At 49.2% G+C, this 19,072-nt stretch carries 18 protein-coding genes, 3 pseudogenes and 1 riboswitch (1 of these 22 running past the window's edge); of the genes and pseudogenes, 2 read left to right on the forward strand and 19 right to left on the reverse strand.

The window, feature by feature from the left end:
- The 9 genes and pseudogenes from B2751_RS13305 to B2751_RS13345 form a co-directional block, all read right to left on the reverse strand.
- Positions 1-269, reverse strand: a pseudogene (locus B2751_RS13305) (3-oxoacyl-ACP reductase family protein) (it extends 384 nt beyond the left edge of the window).
- Positions 266-1,186 carry an ACP S-malonyltransferase gene (gene fabD, locus B2751_RS13310; RefSeq protein WP_214854551.1) on the reverse strand — a complete coding sequence of 307 codons (921 nt, stop codon included), beginning with the start codon at positions 1,184-1,186 and terminating at the stop codon, positions 266-268. Before fabD ends, B2751_RS13305 begins: the two are co-directional and overlap by 4 nt.
- 16 nt (positions 1,187-1,202) lie before the next feature.
- Positions 1,203-2,198, reverse strand: a complete 996-nt coding sequence (gene plsX, locus B2751_RS13315; RefSeq protein WP_290775256.1) for a phosphate acyltransferase PlsX — start codon at positions 2,196-2,198, stop codon at positions 1,203-1,205.
- Positions 2,195-2,764, reverse strand: a complete 570-nt coding sequence (gene fapR / locus B2751_RS13320) for a transcription factor FapR (protein ID WP_035406919.1) — start codon at positions 2,762-2,764, stop codon at positions 2,195-2,197. The genes plsX and fapR overlap by 4 nt, the downstream gene beginning before the upstream one ends.
- A gap of 85 nt (positions 2,765-2,849) precedes the next feature.
- Positions 2,850-4,880, reverse strand: a complete 2,031-nt coding sequence (gene recG / locus B2751_RS13325; protein ID WP_290775257.1) for an ATP-dependent DNA helicase RecG — start codon at positions 4,878-4,880, stop codon at positions 2,850-2,852.
- Positions 4,864-5,760, reverse strand: a complete 897-nt coding sequence (gene sdaAA, locus B2751_RS13330; protein ID WP_035406913.1) for an L-serine ammonia-lyase, iron-sulfur-dependent, subunit alpha — start codon at positions 5,758-5,760, stop codon at positions 4,864-4,866. The genes recG and sdaAA overlap by 17 nt, the downstream gene beginning before the upstream one ends.
- A 4-nt stretch (positions 5,761-5,764) precedes the next feature.
- Positions 5,765-6,427, reverse strand: a complete 663-nt coding sequence (gene sdaAB / locus B2751_RS13335) for an L-serine ammonia-lyase, iron-sulfur-dependent subunit beta (protein WP_023468755.1) — start codon at positions 6,425-6,427, stop codon at positions 5,765-5,767.
- 100 nt (positions 6,428-6,527) lie between these two features.
- A complete protein-coding gene (locus B2751_RS13340) occupies positions 6,528-8,201 on the reverse strand; it encodes a DAK2 domain-containing protein (protein ID WP_375091899.1) in 1,674 nt (557 codons plus the stop codon).
- A 25-nt stretch (positions 8,202-8,226) separates the two neighbouring features.
- Positions 8,227-8,589, reverse strand: a complete 363-nt coding sequence (locus B2751_RS13345) for an Asp23/Gls24 family envelope stress response protein (RefSeq protein ID WP_023468757.1) — start codon at positions 8,587-8,589, stop codon at positions 8,227-8,229.
- A gap of 283 nt (positions 8,590-8,872) precedes the next feature.
- Between B2751_RS13345 and rpmB the strand changes: the two genes are divergently transcribed.
- Both rpmB and B2751_RS13355 read left to right on the forward strand, forming a co-directional pair.
- Entirely contained in the window at positions 8,873-9,061 is a 189-nt protein-coding gene (rpmB, locus tag B2751_RS13350) for a 50S ribosomal protein L28 (protein ID WP_023468758.1), read from the forward strand.
- Between the two features lie 140 nt (positions 9,062-9,201).
- Positions 9,202-10,600 (forward strand): annotated as a pseudogene (locus B2751_RS13355) (amino acid permease).
- Positions 10,601-10,654: 54 nt separating this feature from the next.
- On the opposite strand, the gene B2751_RS13360 reads toward B2751_RS13355, so the two are convergent.
- The 10 genes and pseudogenes from B2751_RS13360 to def all read right to left on the reverse strand — a co-directional run.
- Positions 10,655-11,257, reverse strand: a complete 603-nt coding sequence (locus B2751_RS13360; protein ID WP_290775259.1) for a thiamine diphosphokinase — start codon at positions 11,255-11,257, stop codon at positions 10,655-10,657.
- A 1-nt stretch (position 11,258) separates the two neighbouring features.
- On the reverse strand, positions 11,259-11,963 hold the full coding sequence (thiT, locus tag B2751_RS13365) for an energy-coupled thiamine transporter ThiT (protein WP_422653608.1): 705 nt from the start codon (positions 11,961-11,963) through the stop codon (positions 11,259-11,261).
- Positions 11,946-12,055: riboswitch (TPP riboswitch) on the reverse strand. (Overlaps the previous gene by 18 nt.)
- Positions 12,056-12,077: 22 nt before the next feature.
- Positions 12,078-12,734 carry a ribulose-phosphate 3-epimerase gene (gene rpe / locus B2751_RS13370; protein ID WP_290751464.1) on the reverse strand — a complete coding sequence of 219 codons (657 nt, stop codon included), beginning with the start codon at positions 12,732-12,734 and terminating at the stop codon, positions 12,078-12,080.
- Between the two features lie 2 nt (positions 12,735-12,736).
- Positions 12,737-13,642, reverse strand: a complete 906-nt coding sequence (rsgA, locus tag B2751_RS13375; RefSeq protein WP_290751467.1) for a ribosome small subunit-dependent GTPase A — start codon at positions 13,640-13,642, stop codon at positions 12,737-12,739.
- A 25-nt stretch (positions 13,643-13,667) separates the two neighbouring features.
- Positions 13,668-15,092: a PASTA domain-containing protein gene (locus B2751_RS13380; RefSeq protein ID WP_290775263.1), complete on the reverse strand. Its 1,425-nt coding sequence runs from the start codon at positions 15,090-15,092 to the stop codon at positions 13,668-13,670.
- Positions 15,052-15,600 carry a protein kinase domain-containing protein gene (locus B2751_RS13385; protein ID WP_290775265.1) on the reverse strand — a complete coding sequence of 183 codons (549 nt, stop codon included), beginning with the start codon at positions 15,598-15,600 and terminating at the stop codon, positions 15,052-15,054. The genes B2751_RS13380 and B2751_RS13385 overlap by 41 nt, the downstream gene beginning before the upstream one ends.
- 2 nt (positions 15,601-15,602) lie before the next feature.
- Positions 15,603-16,337 carry a Stp1/IreP family PP2C-type Ser/Thr phosphatase gene (locus B2751_RS13390; RefSeq protein WP_290751472.1) on the reverse strand — a complete coding sequence of 245 codons (735 nt, stop codon included), beginning with the start codon at positions 16,335-16,337 and terminating at the stop codon, positions 15,603-15,605.
- Positions 16,338-16,355: 18 nt separating this feature from the next.
- A complete protein-coding gene (rsmB, locus tag B2751_RS13395) occupies positions 16,356-17,687 on the reverse strand; it encodes a 16S rRNA (cytosine(967)-C(5))-methyltransferase RsmB (protein WP_035406883.1) in 1,332 nt (443 codons plus the stop codon).
- Entirely contained in the window at positions 17,684-18,604 is a 921-nt protein-coding gene (gene fmt / locus B2751_RS13400; protein WP_035409509.1) for a methionyl-tRNA formyltransferase, read from the reverse strand. Before fmt ends, rsmB begins: the two co-directional genes overlap by 4 nt.
- 24 nt (positions 18,605-18,628) lie before the next feature.
- Positions 18,629-19,066: pseudogene (gene def, locus B2751_RS13405) on the reverse strand (peptide deformylase); the annotation flags it as partial.
- Positions 19,067-19,072: the final 6 nt, after the last annotated feature.

Here is a 19,072-nt window from a genome sequence, read left to right on the forward strand (position 1 = left end):
ATGCCGGCATTATTGACGACACAATCCAGTTGACCGAACGCATCAATCGTTTGTTTGATCATCTGTTTGACAGCATCCGCTTCAGCGACATTCGCTTGAATCGCGAGTGCTTCACCGCCTGCTTCCTTGATTTCACGGACGACAGCTTCCGCCTTGTCCGTGCTTCCTGCATAGTTGACGACGACACGGAAACCATCTGTTGCCAATCGCTTTGCGATGGCAGCTCCGATACCGCGTGACGCGCCAGTGACGAGTGCTACTTTACTCAACGAATTCCCTCCGCTTCCAATTGCTCAAGTGTCGTGATGCTGATGATTTTCGCATCTTTTTTGATTCGTTTCACGAGACCGCTAAGTGGAGATGACGGACCGAACTCGATGAACGTATCCGCACCCTCTTCGATGAGACGCTCGACGCATGATTCGAACCGGACCGGCGAATAGAGTTGCTGAACGAGCAAACGAATCAATTCGTCTGGTTGATCGTGAAATGCACAATCAACGTTCGAGATGAATTTCGTCTTCGCCGCTTTAAACGGTGATGATACGAGAATATCTTCGAATCGTGGTGCGAAAGGTGTCATGAGCGACGAATGGAACGCACCCGAGACATCAAGTGGTAAGACTCGTTTTGCTCCGAGCTCTTTCAACTTCGCTGTGGCAGATTCGACCGCCGCGATTTGTCCAGAGATGACGAATTGTCCAGGGCAGTTGTAGTTGGCGATTTGAACGATTTCTCCCGTTGCCGCAATTGATTCAACCGCGTGATGGGCTGCCTCGACATCATTCATGCCAATGACTGCTGCCATCGTTCCACCCGTGACTTGATTCATGAGTTTTCCGCGTTCGCGGACGAGATAGACGGCTTCAGACGGTGTGATGACAGAAGCTGCGACGAGCGCGCTATATTCTCCAACACTGTGTCCGAGTACGAAATCAGGTGTATGTCCTTGTGCTGCGTACTGCTGTGCGAGTAATGCACTGTGTGCGACGATGGCTGGTTGAGCGATATCCGTCGCTTTCAATTCATCCTTCGTCCCTGTCGTCATCAGCGTCGTCAGATCCAGACCAATTCGCGTTCCGAGGTCAGCGAGTGCTTGGCGTGTCTCGTCTTGCGTGATGAGCGTCTGTCCCATTCCAGGCGTCTGTGACCCTTGTCCCGGAAACATCCAAACTGTTTTCCCCATCTCGTCTCACTCCTTCTTAACGTGCTTCAGTTGCTTTCGCCTGAACGATTTTGGCAACGACTTCTTGTTCGACCATCTTTTCAGCTTGAACGAGCGCTCTGCTGAATGCATAGGCATTACTTGATCCATGCGCCTTGATGACCGGAGCCGCAATACCGAATAGTCCGGCACCACCATATTCTTCATAGGCGAGCAACTGCTTCATTTTTTTCAACTTCGGTTTCAGTACGAGAGCGGCGAGCTTTGATGTCCACGAGCTCATGAATTGTTCTTTCATGACACCCATGATCATACTGGCTGCCCCTTCAGTACTCTTAAGTAACGTGTTGCCGGCAAAACCTTCCGTAACGATGACATCGACGTCACCGCTCATCGCTTCTCTCGCCTCGACGTTCCCAACGAAATGAATCGGTGCTGTCTCAAGTAGCGGATACGTTTCCTTCGTCAATGCATTCCCTTTACCGGCTTCTGATCCGATATTCAGGAGCCCGACTTTAGGATGTGTGATACCGCGAACTTGTTCTGCGTAGACAGACCCCATGATGGCATAATCGAGCAAATGCTCTGCCTTCGCATCCGGGTTGGCGCCGACATCTAAGATGACGACACCCTTCCCATTACGTGTCGGGAAAGTCGGGGCCAGTGCAGGACGGTCAACTCCTTCGATCCGACCGATGACGAACAATCCGGCAGTCATGAGCGCTCCCGTGTTGCCTGCTGAAATCAAGGCATCTGCTTCTCCTGATTTCACCAGGTTTGCAGCCACAACGAGTGAGCTATCTTTCTTGCGGCGAATGGCACGTACCGGTTCATCTTCTCCGGTGATGACGGATGCTGCGTGGACGATCGTCACGCGCGGATCCTCGATTGTGTATGAGCGTAACTTCAACTCATCTCCGACTAGTCGGATATCGATGTTGTCGTTTGGACGTTCTGCCAGATAGGCAACGACCCCTTCTACGATGGCACGGGGTGCATGGTCGCCCCCCATGGCGTCAACTGCTAAAATCATTTCGATTCCTCCTTACTACTTCGATACACTGTGAATTCGCCGATAAAGACACATTCTTCACCGACATAACTCTCTACCGTGATGTCAGAACGCCCATCTTGGCGATGGGAACTGACGAATGCCTTCGCGACGACGCGTTCTCCGACGTGGACGGAGCGTGTGAACTGAACGTTCGCACGGGTCGTTAACGCGAGTTCATCATCGATGAGCGCAATCGCAAGCGAGTTCGCCTGTGCGAACAAGATATGTCCACGGGCGATTGCATTTCGACTAAACGCATGTTCCGGCAAAACCTCAAGGATTGAGATGGCAGATGTATCAAGTTTCAGGTCAATCATATCACCAATGACTTCATTTTCAGTCAACGTACGCACATCATCCAGGCGTTCAGTCGCGACATGTTTAATTCGCTCCCGTAATTCCGGAATTTTTAATTCCATCCGGTCCAGACGAATCGTCTGGATACTGACACGAAATCGTGTCGCCAGCGCTTCATCCGTGATGAACGGATTTTGCTCGATCGTCTGTAATAATTCTTGTTGTCTCTGTTTTTTAGGTACCCGCATGTACGTTCCTCCCACAAGAAGGATGACTACTATTATTACCTGGTACTAACAGTAGTATATATCCCTTGTTGTTCACTTTCAAGTATTATTCGATTCTTTCTCCTTCAAGAAGCCCTTGCCGTTCGATATATTCACGTAAGACATCGTATTCCGGCGCTTGCCAAAAAGCATCCGATCGCAGTAATCGGACTGCATCTTGTCGGGCCGTTTCCATGACTTGAATATCAAGTGCTGGATCGGTTAAGACGAATCTCGGTAATCCACTTTGTTCGGTACCAAAGAAATTTCCGGCTCCGCGCAGTTTCAAATCCTTTTCCGCTAGCTTGAAGCCATCATTCGTTTCCGTCATCGTTTTAATACGTTCCTTCCCTGTGTCAGAAGATGGATCAGCGATCAAAATACAGTATGACTGAGCATCGCCTCGTCCGACGCGTCCTCTTAATTGATGTAATTGAGCTAGCCCAAAGCGTTCTGCATCATGAATGACGATGATCGATGCATTCGGAACGTTCACGCCGACCTCGACGACCGTCGTCGAAACAAGAATTTGAACGGTGTTGTCCTTGAACGCCTGCATGACCTCGTCTTTTTCTGAAGAAGTCAAGCGCCCATGCATCAAACCGACATGATAGGGCTTGAACCGCTCGGTCAATGTCGCATGTAATTCGATCGCATTTTGAACTTCGAGTGATTCGGATTCCTCGATCAATGGCGTGATGACGTAGGCTTGTCGACCTTGCGACAATTCTTTCTCGACGAACCCGAAAACGCGTTCCATCTGTTGCGGTTTCGCCCAGTAGGTCTCGATTTCCTTTCGTCCCGCCGGCATCTCATCGATGATCGAAACATCCATATCTCCAAAGACCGATATCGCAAGCGTACGCGGAATCGGTGTCGCTGTCATATATAATACATCTGCCTGTTCGGCTTTCGCGCGCAATCGTTTCCGTTGTTCGACACCGAAGCGATGTTGTTCATCGGTGATGACGAGGTGTAATGCCTTGAACTGAACGGTGTCTTGAATCAGCGCATGTGTTCCGACCAAGACGTCGATCTCTCCTGTCACGAGGGCTTCTAGCAAGTGCGCACGCGCTTTCCCTTTAACGGAACTCGTCAGCAGACCGACACGAATCCCAAGTGGTTCAAGCAATGGGGCAAGCGACGCTGCATGCTGTTCCGCTAAAATTTCGGTCGGCACCATCAAAGCGCCTTGTCTTCCCGCACGAACCGTCGCGAACAAGGCGATGGCAGCGATGACGGTCTTCCCGCTTCCGACATCCCCTTGCAGCAACCGATTCATTCGTTCGCCGCGACCGATGTCGTCTAGGATCTCTTTTGTCACACGTTGCTGGGCACCTGTCAGCGGAAACGGCAGGCTCTTGATGAAATTCGCGATATCCGTTTCATGTAAAGGCAAGGCCATCCCTCGACCTTTCCGTCGTCCAAGACGTAACGCCTGTAATTTCAGCTGGAAATAGAGGCACTCCTCGTAGACATAACTGCGACGAGCAGCCGTCAACTCTTGTCGATTCGTTGGGAAATGAAGCGACTTCAACATCGTCATCCGGTCTTGCAACCGATACGTCTTCCGGATGCTATCCGGGATTCGTTCAGCTAATGCCTCAGTCTCCTTGAACGCCAAGTCGACGACGCGTCGGAATGTCTTCATCCGCATGTCACCCCGGAGCGAGTAAACGGGTGTCAATTCGCCTTCGATTGCCCCGAATTGCAATTCCGTCGCAGAGATCGTCATCCGGTGTAAATCCCACTTGCCACTGACAGTCACTTCTGCTCCGAGTTGCAATTGGTCTTTGTAGAATGCCCGGTTGAACATCGTTACGGTCACACTATACCGTTCTTCAACGAGCAGACGGAACGTTAAACGATTCTTTCCTTTGCCATAATAGCGCACAAGTGGTTCAGACTGGACTTGACCCGTGAACTTGACTTTATCCTCATGGATTGCTTCCGTTAGACTTCCCGTCACGAAGTCGTCATAACGAAACGGGACGTGCTCGAGCACGTCCGCAACGGTGAGAATATTCATCTCTTCTAGTTTTTTCGCCAAATCCCGTCCGACACCTTTTAATGTCTTGACGTCACGTGATGGATTCATTCGATAACTCTCCGAAGATTTTCGCTTCGAGCCAGCGACCCGTCGGCGTATTCGCGAGTCCACCTTTTGCTGTCTCGCGAAGCGCAGACGGCATCATCTGACCAATCTCATGCATGGCTGAGATGACTTCATCACACGGAATCCGTGACGTGATTCCTGCGAGTGCCATGTCGGCAGCGACAACAGCATTCGCCCCGCCCATCGCATTGCGTTTCACGCATGGCACTTCGACGAGTCCTGCGACAGGATCACAGACGAGTCCGAGCATGTTCTTCAGTGCGATCGCAAAGGCATGTGCTGACTGATCCGGTGTTCCGCCCGCCATCTCAACGATGGCAGCAGCTGCCATCGCTGTTGCTGAACCAACTTCTGCCTGACAGCCACCAGCCGCTCCGGAGATCGACGCATTGTTCGCGACGACGAAGCCGAATGCACCGGATGTGAATAAGAAGCGTAGCATTTGCTCACGCGTTGGGTTTAAGCGATCTTTGACCGCAAATAACGTACCTGGCACGACGCCGGCACTCCCTGCCGTTGGTGTCGCACAAATTTTTCCCATCGCAGCATTGACTTCATTCGTTCCGATTGCTTTACTAACGGCGTCCAGTAATAAATCACCGGATAATCCTTTACCTGAAGCACGGTACCGCTGGAGTAAGACAGCATCTCCACCAGTTAAACCTGTCACCGATTGGACACCGTCGCCATCAAGTGAACGAGCGACCGCATCTTCCATCACTTGTAGGTTTCGTTCCATCATCGCATAGACTTCATCTCGCTCCAAATGACGAACCGTCATCTCTTGTTCGATCATGACTTCCGAAATTGGAATATTTCGTTCCGTCGCGATGGCGACGAGTTCTTTAACGGATTTAAACATTTCTTCACTCTCCCATCATGACGGCACGCTCGACTTGAGGTAACCGATCGATTTCTTCCAACACTTCTGCCGTTATCCGGTCATCAATCTCAATTGCCATAAGTGCTTGTTTTCCTTTTTCGTGCCGTGATACTTCCATATGCCCGATGTTGATTTCGTAATCAGCCAAAATGCTCGTCACGGCTGCAATTGCTCCGAACCGGTCATGGTGTAAGACGACAAGTGCCGGTCCCCCACCGGACAAACGAAGCGGTACGCCATTTAATTCCGTGATTTCAATCGTTCCCCCACCAATTGAAATACCGACCAATTCAAACTCTTCTACTCCATTCGTCAAATGGACACGAGCCGTATTCGGATGATCCGTCAACGCTTCACTCGTCTCGAAATGAATCTCAATCCCTTTCGACTTCGCGATATCGATCGATTGCGGAATCCGGTCGTCAAACGTATCGTATCCGAGAACACCGCCGATGATGGCGACATCCGTTCCATGTCCACGATACGTATCAGCGAATGAACCGTAAAACGTGATGTGGATGACAGTAGGCGTTTCCCCGAATAATTTACCCGCCATCAATCCAATCCGTGCAGCCCCTGCTGTATGCGAGCTCGATGGACCAACCATGACTGGTCCGATGATGTCAAAGACGCTACGATATTTCATTTCTTTTCCCCTCTCTATGAAACAAACGAAATCCCACCTCTATTATCGCAGATGGTGGGATTCGTGAAAAGGCTAGTCGCCCTTTTTCAGTATGATGGTTTTATTCGACGCTTAAAATGTACGAATAAAGTGGTTGTTTGCCGTCGTGGACTTCCACTTCAGCATCCGGATTAACCGATTCGATGTACGCGACGAGGTCGTCGACTTCTTCTGTCGAAACGCCTTCACCGTAAAGAACTGTGATGATTTCGTCGTCCTCTGTGACGAGTGTATCGACCAGTTTCTTGACAGCACCAAGACTCGAAGTGTCCGTAGCGACGATTTGTTTTTCAGCAATCGCCATGTGATCGTCTTTCTTGATTTCAACACCATCAATATTCGTATCACGAACGGCATATGTGACTTGACCCGACTTCACAGCTGCGATCGCATCCTCCATGTGTGCTTCGTTCTCTTCAACAGTCGCTTCAGGATTATAGACGATCGTCGCCGCCAAACCTTGTGGGACTGTCTTTGATTTCACGACAGTTACGCCACAATTCGCAACAGAAGCTGCTTGTTCAGCGGCCATGATGATGTTCGAGTTGTTCGGATAAACATAGACATGTTCAGCGTGTGCATCCTCGATCGCCTTGACGATGTCTTCCGTTGACGGGTTCATCGTTTGTCCGCCTTCGATGACGACACTGACACCGAGTGATTTAAAGAGTTCACTGATACCTTCACCCATTGCGACTGTCACGAGGGCTGCTTTCGCTTTTGTCTTCGGTGCAGCGACTGGAGTGACTTGGTTCGCGCCCTCTTCTTCGAGGATCGTCGAGTGTTGTTGACGCATATTTTCAATCTTAACAGCAACGAGCTCACCGAAACGTTGTCCTTTTGTGATGACTTCTCCTGGCGTTTCGACGTGGACGTGAACTTTAAGGAGCTCTTCGTCCGCGACGACGAGCAACGAATCACCGAATTCCGCTAATTCGTTCCGGAATGCTTCTTCACTGAACGGCGCATTTGCTAACTTGTCATCTTGGAAGCGAACCATGATTTCCGTACAGTAGCCGTAATGGATCTCTTCTGTCGACATGAAGCTTTGAGCCGATTTATGATGCTCTGCTTCGACGAGTGCTTCCATGACTGGCGCATGTGGCTTATCAAGTTCTTTTCCTTCGAGTGTCGCGAGGAATCCTTCATAGATACAGACGAGACCTTGACCACCTGAATCAACGACACCAACTTCTTTTAATACAGGAAGAAGGTCAGGAGTTCCGTCAAGCGATACTTTCGATGCTTCGACGAGTTGACGCATCAACTCTAAGAAATCCGTCGTCGTTTCAGATTGTGCGATAGCAGCGACAGCTGTCTCACGGGCAACTGTCAAGATCGTTCCTTCGACCGGTTTCATGACTGCTTTGTATGCTGTATCGACACCTTTTTGTAACGCATCAGCGAACTCTTTCGTATCAATCGTTGCTTTTCCTTCGATTGATTTCGAGAATCCACGGAACAATTGACTTAAGATGACGCCAGAGTTTCCGCGCGCCCCCATCAATAATCCACGTGCGAAGACGTTTGCGACTTCCGATACAGAATCCGAAGTGGATTTACCTGCTTCTTTTGCACCTGAAGTCATCGTCAAATTCATGTTCGTTCCCGTATCACCATCTGGCACAGGGAAGACGTTCAATGAATCGACGAAATCTGCGTTTTGATAAAGATTCGCCGCGCCATTTTGAATCATCTTGACTAACTGCGCTCCTGTTAAACGATCTACACTCACTAAAGTTTCCTCCTCTATTCCCGCCTTAGACATTCGTCAAGCGGACTCCTTGGACAAAGATGTTCACAGATGTCACGTCAAGACCTAGTGCCTGACTGAGCGTGTATTTCACGCGACTCTGTACGTTGTTCGCCACCTCTGAGATTTTCGTTCCATAGCTTACGATGATATGCATATCGATATGGACCTGCTCTGAAGCCTGTCGAACGATGACACCGCGTGCAAAGTTCTCACGTTTTAAGAGTTCAGCAAGACCATCCTTGATTTGAGACTGGGATGCCATACCAACGACACCAAAACATTCCATTGCTGCGCCGCCCGCAAGTTGCGCGACGACATCATTATCTACATCAATCTTTCCATAGGTCGTTTTCATCTCGATCGCCACCTGAGTAGCCCCCTTTGAATATTGTATTCTTCTCATAATTCTACTATAAGGACCTACTATTGAAAAGTCGCCGTACTGACTATACAATGAATAAGTGAAAAATAGTAGCGGTCAAATGAACTTTTACCATCATCCTCATCCATTATTTTAAATTTCGAGGTTGTCTGTCAAGTTTTTTTCTTGTCAGCTACTTTTTTTATGTTGCAACCGCCCTGACACCATGCTAAGATAGCAAAGTGTCTATTAGGACGAACGCAAAACAACATAAAAGGAGGCGGAACGCATGGCACGTAAATGCTACGTTACTGGGAAATCGCCAAAGTCGGGTAACAACCGTTCACACGCATTGAACAAAACAAAACGTACTTGGGGAGTCAACGTACAAAAAGTACGTATCCTCGTCGACGGTAAGCCGAAAAAGGTTTGGGTTTCAGCTCGAGCTCTTAAATCAGGTAAAGTCGAACGCGTATAAGGCGCAACCACCGGATGGGAATCTTCCCTTCCGGTTTTTTTATGCCCTCATTTATTTTTCTCATAAACTAATTGTCGCTTTTATTGAAAACGCTTACAATAGGAACGTACTTTATTTTGTCAGAATTGGGGGAAGTCATCATGCAACTCAAACGAGAGATGACGAGTCGACACCTGTTCATGATTTCACTCGGCGGAATCATCGGAACAGGCTTATTTTTAGGGTCAGGGTTAACGATTTCACAAGCAGGACCTCTCGGGGCGGTCCTCAGTTACATCGTGGGTGGGACCATCATGTATCTGACGATGTTATGTCTAGGAGAATTAGCGGTCTATCTGCCGGTCTCGGGGTCATTTCAGACCTATACGACCCGCTTCATCGGACCAGGAATCGGCTTTGCCGTCGGTTGGATTTATTGGCTCGGNNGTGACGGTGGCACTCGAAATTACAGCTGCCGGCAGTTTGATGGACCGCTGGTTTCCGAACGTACCCGTTGTCGTCTGGTGTACCGTCTTTACGGTCTTACTGTTCGGTCTGAACGCCGTCTCCGCCAAAGCATTCGGTGAAGCTGAATTCTGGTTCTCGAGTTTGAAGGTCCTCGCGATCCTGTTCTTCATCATTCTAGGTGGCGCTGCTTGGTTCGGCTGGTTACCGATGGAAGCAGATCGCCCAACATCGTTATTTGCGAACTTTACGGCAAGCGGTTGGTTTCCGAACGGAATTCTCGGTGTCTTGACGACGATGATTGCCGTCAACTTCGCCTTCCAAGGAACGGAATTGATTGGTGTTGCGGCTGGGGAGTCCGACACGCCCGAAAAATCGATTCCAAAAGCGATCCGCAATACAGTCTGGCGGACGTTCATCTTCTTCGTCTTATCGATTACGATCGTTGGTGCATTAATTCCGTATGAAACAGCTCGCGGAGTCAGCAGTCCGTTCATCATGGTCTTTGATGCGATCGGTATTCCGTACGCTGCTGATTTGATGAACATCGTCGTCTTGACGGCACTGTTGTCCGTCGGAAACTCCGGATTATATGCGGCGACTCGGATGTTATGGGCAATGGCGCAAGAAGGGATGATTTCAAAGAAATTATCTTACGTCAATGCACGTGGTGTGCCGATGCGGGCGTTGCTCTTTACGATGATGTTCGCGATGTTATCGCTTCTGACCGCATTTTTCGCAGAAGATACCGTCTTCATTTGGCTCTTGTCCTTAGCCGGACTCGGGGCTCAAGTCGGCTGGATTTCAATCTCTGCTTCGCAGCTTGCATTTCGTCGTCAGTTCGTCCGAAACGGACACGATGTATCCGAACTGAAATTCAAGACACCACTCTATCCGGTGTTACCACTGATTTCGTTGACACTTAACGTCGTCGTCCTCGTCAGTCTTGCGTTTCAAGCGGATCAACGAATCGCTCTATACATCGGTGTTCCTTTCTTCCTTGTCATGTGGGGAAGTTATCATCTCTTCGTCAAAGGAAAACATCTATCCGCTCAAAGCGACATCCGTGTCGCCCCTTCTCAACTCGAAGAATAATTTCATCTAAAAAGAGGCCGCGGAGTCATCCACGGCCTCTTTCCTATGATTGTGCTATTCCTTAAGCGTCCGCATCATCAATAGTTCTCCTTGATGGAGCTCTACCTTCGCTTCTGACGCACACCATTCATTACTGACGGTCAAGGAACCTCCGACCGGTACTGGATGTGCATCAAGTGGATATTTGACTCCGGATAAGCTTAAAGTCGATGGTACGAGTGGAATGAACGAAAGATAATGATAGCTCCCTGCTTCGACTGCATACGTTCCCTCAGCCAAGTATCGTACCTCTTCTCGTTTCGTCACGAGTCGTGCCTCTGGGTATCGCTTCAATAGATATACATTTTGGACGGTCATGTCGAGCCGCCCACCTGTCGCCCCGATAATGAAGGTATCCTCAAACTGTTTCTCCTCTGAGACTGTACGAAGTGCCAGTTCGAGATCCGTTTCATCTTTCTCGGCCGGATGAACGATTGCCCCTTCTGGTACATAACCAAGCGAATCAAAATCACCAATCGTCAGGTCGCATGTCAGCCCAAACGATTCAATCGTCTGAACACCACCGTCGACACCGACGATAAAATCACCTGGCTGACAAAACGTCCGTAAATCCGGCGCTTCTTCTCGCGGACCGGCACAGACGAGAATCGCCCGCATCTCAGACGCCTCGTGCCGAATAACGGAGTAAGCGTGGCGCAGTCGTAAATAAAAGACCCGCAACGACACCACAAAGAACGTAAGACGGTNNTAGTAAACGTGGCGCAGTTGTAAAGAGGAGACCCGCGACGACACCGCATAAAACATAAGATGGTACCATGTATGTCGCGTTATAAATCAATGAATACGGTACGACTGGACCTTCGGCATACTCGGCAAAAAAGACGATTCCACTGATGACATGACAGATATAACGGAGTCCTGCGCCTAATAACGTCGCCAGGAGAACGAACGCCATCAAGCTTTTCTTTTGTCCATTGCGTGCGGCTAGTCTGACTTGACGCGCGAACAGACCACTTAATCCGACGACACCATACGCAATCGTATAGTCAAGCATCGGTTGAACGATCGTCAAGACTTGTGGAGCGAACATCAATTGAATCGTACCGACAAGCGCTCCCGTGACGACCCCTCCGACGACCCCGTGGCGAAATGCCATGACGAAGATCGGTAACATCGCTAAGCTGATTGAACCGCCTTGTGGCATTTTAAATGGAATCAGTAAATCAAAGACGACTCCGAGACTGGCGAAGATGGCAATTTCCATCATCATTTGTAACCGTTTCATGCTATTTTCCTCCTTCATTGTACGAGAGGACGCAAAAAGGCAGTACGACGAACGCCGTACTGCCTGCGTGCGCCACATCCCTACGTCCGTTTGAACGGAACAGGTTCGAAGGGTTAAAGTCTAAAAGACTCCTCTCAGCCGCTTTTCAAGCGACACCCCTTGCGGTCATCATATTTCGTTTTCTCGTTCTTATTATACGGCAGCCCCTTGACGAATGCTAGTAATCGCTTCCGCATAATCTGGTGCATTGTAGATTGCTGATCCTGCGACGAGAACGTTCGCACCGTTATCGATGCAAAGCTTTGCCGTTTCCGGATTGACGCCACCGTCAATCTCGATTTCAAATGTCAGACCGCGATCTGCTTTCATTTGCGCAAGTGATGCGAGTTTTGGCATGACACGCTCGATGAAGGCTTGTCCACCGAAGCCCGGATTGACCGTCATCAATAAGACCATATCGACATCCTCAAGGACGTGTTCAATCGTTGATAATGGCGTATGGGGATTCAAGACGACTCCTGCCTTTGCGCCCGCTGCTTTGATTTGTTGCAAGACACGATGGACATGATTCGTCGCTTCGACGTGGAACGTCACGATGTCCGCCCCTGCTTTGACGAAATCCTCGACGAAACGTTCTGGCTGGTCGATCATCAAATGGACATCGAGAATCATATCCGTCTTTTGACGTAAGCTGCTAAGCACAGGTAATCCAAATGAGATGTTCGGTACGAACTGACCGTCCATGACATCAAAATGGATATAGTCCGCGCCTGCTGCTTCGACTGCTTTAACATCGCGTTCGAGATTCGCAAAATCTGCTGATAAGATAGATGGTGCAATTTTAATCATCTTCAATACCTCCGGGCTCGATTCTTGATTTCGTCTATAAACATACCATAGTTCTCATAACGAGAGGACATGATTTCTTGGGCTTCGACGGCTTCCTTGACGGCACAACCGGGTTCATTCAAATGCAAGCAACCTCGGTATTTGCAATCATCTTGTACAGCCACGAATTCAGGGAAACTCCACCGTACATCCTCGATTTCCATATCATACGGAAAATCGAGGTTCGAGAAACCTGGCGTATCGGCAATCAATCCTTCGGCAAGCGGCATTAATGTGACGTGGCGCGTCGTATGACGTCCGCGTCCGAGTGATTTCGAGATGGCACTTGTTTCTAAATCAAGAGAGGGCTCCAGTGCATTGAGCAATGAACTTTTCCCGACACCGGATTGTCCGGCAAGAACGCTCGTTTTCCCGGCCAGTAACGGACGGACTTGTTCAACACCTGTCAATGTCTCACTTGATGTCTCGATGACCGTATAACCAATCTTCCGGTAAGCGGCAATTGCCTCTCTAACTGCAGGACCTTTGACATCATCAAGCAAGTCCATCTTCGTTAACAGGATGACGGGTTGGATTTCCTTCGCTTCGATCAAGACGAGGAAACGATCGAGCAAGTGCGCTGAAAAATCAGGTTCTGCAGCCGAGACGACAAGCAACGCTTGATCGATATTCGCGACAGGCGGGCGTACTAAAAAGTTGTCCCGCTCCTTCACTTCGAGAATATACCCGGTCTCACTTTCGATATGAAGCACGACTTCGTCTCCAACGACTGGACTGATGCCGCGTTTTCGGAAATTCCCTCTTGCCCGTGAACGGACCTCTCCTTCTGGTGTCATGACATCATAAAAGCCACCCTGCAGGCGTATGATCGTTCCTTCTCGATTCTCTTCGATGCGTTGTTCCGTCATCCTATGCACTCCTTTTTCATCACATTCACTGTGCGTCTTTTGCTTGATTGTACGTGATGGTTTTTGAACGATACACTGTATCGTCTTTATAAATCGTAATCTTGCCTTCTTCTCCCGGATCAATCGTCACCGGCACGTCGAATGTCTCATCTTGGTCAATTGATTCCTCGATGACGGTCCGCTTCCCTTTCGCATCTTCCGTCTCAATCCGGATGACTTGTTTCGGTGGTTCCTCGTCCTCGTTCTCGCTGACCGCGTCATAGACGACCTTTTCAGGGAACGTCGCTGTCAACGTTTTTTCTTCCTCACCTTTTGAGATGAAGACCGTCACGGAGTCGTTCGGTTCGACTTGAGTCCCTGCTTGTGGGAATTGACGGATAACTTGATCGAGTTTCACGTCGCTAGAAAATTCTTGCTCGAACGTTCCATCGAGCCCTTTTTCGTCCAGGTAGGCTTTTGCTTCGTCACTCGATAAGTTCGTCAAATCCTTCAACTCGAAAGAAGATGTTCCTTCCGAGACGGTGATCGTAATCGTTTGTTCTTTCGCGATGACCTCCGTACCAGCCGAGATCGATTGCCGGATCACATTACCTCGCTCGATTTCATCCGACTTTTCACGTTCGACCTCGACTTTAGCGAATCCAGCCTCTTTTAGCGTCTCAATCGCCTCTTTTTCAGCGTCATCTGTCACATCCGGTACTTCGACCGGAGCACTTCCGGTAGAGACGACCAAGTTGACTGTCGAGCCCTTTTTCACCTGCGCGTTTTCACGCGGTGTCTGACTGATGACGTCTCCCTCATCGACCGTATCACTGTTTCGTTCTGTCGTCTCAACGACGAATCCAAGTTTCTCAAGCTTCGTTTCCGCTTCATCTCCATCCGTTTTGACGACGGACGGTACCGTAACGGTAGGATCCGGCCACATCGCAAACGTCGTAGCCGCTCCACCGAGTAATACAAGTAATAATAGGATGACCCACCAGCGTTTTTTCTTTTTCTTTTCTGACGGTTTCGGTTGAACGGTCGTGACGACAGGTGTGTCCGGTTCCGCTTTTGATTCTTCTGGCACTTGTACAGGTGATAAGACCATCGTCTTTTCCATCTCATCCTCTTCTGCACCTCGGATGCCTTCACTTGCTCGTTCGTCAGACAACGCCGTCACCATATCTGCCTTAAAGGCTGCGACGGACTGCTGACGGTCATGCGGTGCTTTTGCGAGCGCCTGCATGATACAGTTCTCAAGCGCTTGTGGCACTTTCGGATTCAAGACGGATGGACGACGCGGTGTATCTTGCAGATGCTTCAAAGCGATCGCAACCGGTGAATCACCCTCGAACGGGACTTGTCCTGTCACAAGTTCGTATAAGACAGCACCAAGCGAATAGATATCCGACTTCTCATCGGCAAATTTACCTTTTGCTTGTTCTGGCGAGAAGNNGCACGGACCCAAGGACAGACATCGTATGCGTCAACGTCGCATTCGACATCGCCACAGCGATTCCGAAATCCGTTACTTTGACGGTACCATCCTCTCGAATCAACATGTTTTGCGGTTTGATATCGCGATGGATGATTCGGTGTGCATGGGCATGATCGATCGCATCACAAATTTGAGCGATGATATCGACGGCCTGCGGCACAGGTAATGCTTGATTTTCACAAAATGTCTTTAATGTCATACCATCGATATACTCCATGACGATGTAATAGATGGCATCTTCTTCGCCTACATCATAGACGGCAACGATGTTTGGATGATTCAAGCTGGTAGCAGCATGCGCTTCACGTTCGAATCGACGAATGAACTGTTCGTCATGCGAAAATTCAGTCCGTAAAATCTTAATGGCAACATGACGCTTTAAAATCTCATCATAGGCTTGATAGACATTCGCCATCCCGCCACTTCCAACTAGCCGTTCTATGCGGTAGCGGTCATTTAATCGATCTCCGTATCGCATATTCAGACCCTCTTTCTTTCTTTGAACCGGATGGCGGCAATCGTAATATTATCCGCGCCTCCTCGAGCATTCGCTTCTTTCACCAATTGTCCGACGATCTCATCAAGCGGATCATCCCGTAAGATGATTTGTTCAATGACATCATCTGGCACTTCATCGGTCAACCCGTCGCTACACACAAGGACGAGGTCATAGTCTGGAGCATCTCTTACTTGAATGTCGACTTCGACCGTTTCGTTCGAGCCGACCGATCGTGTGATGACATTTTTACGTGGATGATTTTCGACTTCCTCGTCCGAAAGCTCTCCCATTTGTCGTAACATGTTGACGTAAGAATGATCATCCGTCAATTGTTTTAACGCCGTACCTTCAAGAGCATAGACCCTACTGTCTCCAACATGACCGATGACGAGCAAATCCTCGACCCAGCACACACAGGCAATGGTCGTTCCGACGATCGCAAGTTGTTCTTCTTTTGAAAACTGAAGAATCCGGGCATTCGCTTCGGCTACACGTTGTTCTATCCATTCGGACAATTCCATCGGGCGATTTGGCATGAGGGAAAAGGATGCTTCAAATACCTCGCGAACGATCGCACTTGCGATATCGCCAGCAGCGTGACCTCCCATACCATCCGCAACGACAGCAAGACCACGTTCAGCGTTCCCGATGAGTAATACCGTATCCTCATTTTTAGTCCTGACTTTCCCAGTGGTCGAAAGGTGAGCTAACTCCATGACAGTCCTCCGTTCGTATCAATCTTCTCGTTTCTTAAACGCGGCAATGTAGAAGCCATCCGTTCCGACTGTCGTCGGTAACAACTTGAGTTCTGCTCGATTCCCAATCAGATGTCGCACGGATTCTGGCATGCGTTCCGCGAAAGATGCATCAAAGTCAAAACCCTGATCGAGAATGAACGCTGTCTGCTCCTCGTTTTCGGTCGGATCAATCGTACAAGTCGAATAGACGAAGATTCCACCTTTTTTAACGAGTGGTAAGACAGATGTCAAGATGTCTCGTTGAATTTTTGGGAGTTGCTCGAGTTGTTCTGGACGTTTCGTCCATTTGATATCCGGTTTTCTCCGAATGACACCAAGTCCTGAACAAGGTGCATCGACAAGAATCCGGTCAAAGGATTCGCTTTCGAAGCGTTCCCCTGCTTTACGGGCATCTAACGCTTCTGCTCGAACAGTCGTAAGACCTAATCGTGTCGCTTGCTGTTCAATCAATTTAATCTTATGTGGATGAAGATCAAGTGCCTGTAGTGTACCCGTCGTCAAACCTTCAGCAATATGCATCGCTTTCCCACCAGGTGCGGCACAGCTGTCGAGTACATGATCGGATGCTTCTGCACCAAGCGCACGGGCGACGAGCATTGAGCTCTCATCCTGAAGAGAAAGATACCCACGGTCAATCAGATCAGTTTTTTGGACGCTTCCTCGTTCGATTTCGAGACCGTCCGGCGCGACCGTAGATGGTTTTGCCGTCACACCTTGATCGAGTAGAAGCTCGATTGCTTCCTCCCGCGTCGTTTTCGTGCGATTGATGCGGACCGTGACCGGTGCCGGTGTGTTATTTAATTGACAGATCTGAAGCGTTTCTTCCGGACCAAACAGTTCGATCCAGCGTTCGACGAGCCACTGCGGGTGACTCGTTTCAATGCTGATTCGTTTTGCAGCAGGCTCAATCTCAGCGAAATGAGGCATTCCCGCCCGTAATACATTCCGTAGCACTCCGTTGACAACTTTCGAGACATGGACTTTCCCACGTTTTTTAGCAATTTCAACGGCTTCATGAATGACGGCATGATCCGGTACACGATCGAGATAAAACAACTGATAGACACTCATTCTTAACAATGGGCGCATGAATGGATCAAGTTTTTTCTGTTTCGCTAAATATGGTTCTAAAATATAATCAAGCGTCAATTCACGACTGAGCGTCCCGTAAACGAGTTCCGTGAACAAGCCGACATCTGACGCCGAGATGGCGCGTTTTTCAAGCATTTGGTGGACCGTAATTGTTGAGAAGGCGCCACCTTGTCCGATTTTCATCAGTGTCGTTACTGCTGCGTCGCGTACATTCATGCGTTCTCACCTACTTGTTGTCCGAGTTCAAGCGATTGACCAATCCCGCGCATGAACGTGGCACCATCCATCCGTTTTTTGCCGGACGGCTGTAAGTCGATCAGCTTCAACGCTGTTTCGGAACCTGTCGCGATGACGGGACCATCCGCTTCTAATGCGATGATTTCACCCGGTCGTCCCGTTCCTGAGACTTTCGTTGCGAAAAAGACTTTTAAGCGATCGTTCCCAAGCATCGTATACGTACTCGGGAATGGATTCATCCCACGAATTTGATCGTAGAGTGTCTCACCCGGTAGCGTAAAATCAAGTCGTTCCCGCTCACGTGAAATGTTCGGCGCAAATGTCGCTTCTTCCTCGACTTGTGCTTCCGGTGTCAATTCACCTGCTAACAGACGTGGTAACGTTTCAAGTAACAGGCGCGCTCCTGCGTCCGCTAACTTCTCAAACATCGAACCGGCTGTATCGTTCTCTTCGATTGGAACGATGATTTTTGACAACATATCACCTGCGTCTAGCCGATCGACCATATACATGATCGTCACACCTGTCTCTTTTTCTCCATCGATGATCGCTTGATGAATCGGTGCACCGCCACGATATTTCGGTAAGAGTGACGCATGGACGTTGATCGCCCCAAAACGTGGTGCTTCGAGAATAGCGGTCGGGACGATCTGACCGTAAGCTGCCGTGATAATGAGATCTGGTTTTAAATCGAGAACATCTTGATAATCCTCTCGAATTCGTTTCGGTTGCAACACAGGAATGTCGTGTTCCATCGCGACGAGTTTTACAGGCGTCGGTTTGACTTCCCGTTTTCGTCCGACTGGTTTATCTGGTTGTGAGACGACACCGACGACGTCATACCCAGCATCGATGACTTCACGCAGCGTTCCTGCTGCAAACTCAGGCGTACCCATGAAAACGACGCGCGGTTTTTCTTGCTCGACGAGTTTATCCGTGAACAGGACACCATCTAAATGATCCATCTCGTGTTGGATGGCACGTGCAAAAAAACCGTTTGCTTTGATTTTAACCGTCCGCCCGAGACGATCTTGAGACTTGACGACGATTCGGTCGAACCGTTCAACCGGTCCGAAGATGCCCGGCATACTGAGACATCCTTCATCATCGATTTGCGAACCGTCCGCTTCGATGATTTCCGGGTTGATCAGCTCGATTGGTCCCGTCTCATCATCGGTATGAACGACGGCTACACGAATCGGCTGGTTGATTTGCGGTGCGGCTAAACCAACCCCGTCATATTCGTACATCGTATCGAACATCCGGTCGATCATTTTACCGAGTTTTTTATCAAACTTCGTGACAGGTTCACACACCTGTCGTAATACATCATTTGGTACTTCTACTACTTTATACATACAGAC

Origin of the sequence: Exiguobacterium sp. UBA6282 (genome assembly GCF_002440475.1) — a bacterium.
GTDB lineage: Bacteria > Bacillota > Bacilli > Exiguobacteriales > Exiguobacteriaceae > Exiguobacterium_A.

Coding starts and splice junctions, on each gene's coding strand:
- rsmB (WP_035406883.1), bottom strand. CDS start 17,687: ATGAATGTACGCGACGCAGCAGTAACGACACTGATGAAAATCGGACAA.
- rpe (WP_290751464.1), bottom strand. CDS start 12,734: ATGATTAAAATTGCACCATCTATCTTATCAGCAGATTTTGCGAATCTC.
- recG (WP_290775257.1), bottom strand. CDS start 4,880: ATGAATCCATCACGTGACGTCAAGACATTAAAAGGTGTCGGACGGGAT.
- sdaAA (WP_035406913.1), bottom strand. CDS start 5,760: ATGTTTAAATCCGTTAAAGAACTCGTCGCCATCGCGACGGAACGAAAT.
- B2751_RS13360 (WP_290775259.1), bottom strand. CDS start 11,257: ATGCGGGCGATTCTCGTCTGTGCCGGTCCGCGAGAAGAAGCGCCGGAT.
- fapR (WP_035406919.1), bottom strand. CDS start 2,764: ATGCGGGTACCTAAAAAACAGAGACAACAAGAATTATTACAGACGATC.
- fmt (WP_035409509.1), bottom strand. CDS start 18,604: ATGGGTACGCCTGAGTTTGCAGCAGGAACGCTGCGTGAAGTCATCGAT.
- rsgA (WP_290751467.1), bottom strand. CDS start 13,642: ATGACGGAACAACGCATCGAAGAGAATCGAGAAGGAACGATCATACGC.
- rpmB (WP_023468758.1), top strand. CDS start 8,873: ATGGCACGTAAATGCTACGTTACTGGGAAATCGCCAAAGTCGGGTAAC.
- fabD (WP_214854551.1), bottom strand. CDS start 1,186: ATGGGGAAAACAGTTTGGATGTTTCCGGGACAAGGGTCACAGACGCCT.
- B2751_RS13390 (WP_290751472.1), bottom strand. CDS start 16,337: ATGGAGTTAGCTCACCTTTCGACCACTGGGAAAGTCAGGACTAAAAAT.
- plsX (WP_290775256.1), bottom strand. CDS start 2,198: ATGATTTTAGCAGTTGACGCCATGGGGGGCGACCATGCACCCCGTGCC.
- sdaAB (WP_023468755.1), bottom strand. CDS start 6,427: ATGAAATATCGTAGCGTCTTTGACATCATCGGACCAGTCATGGTTGGT.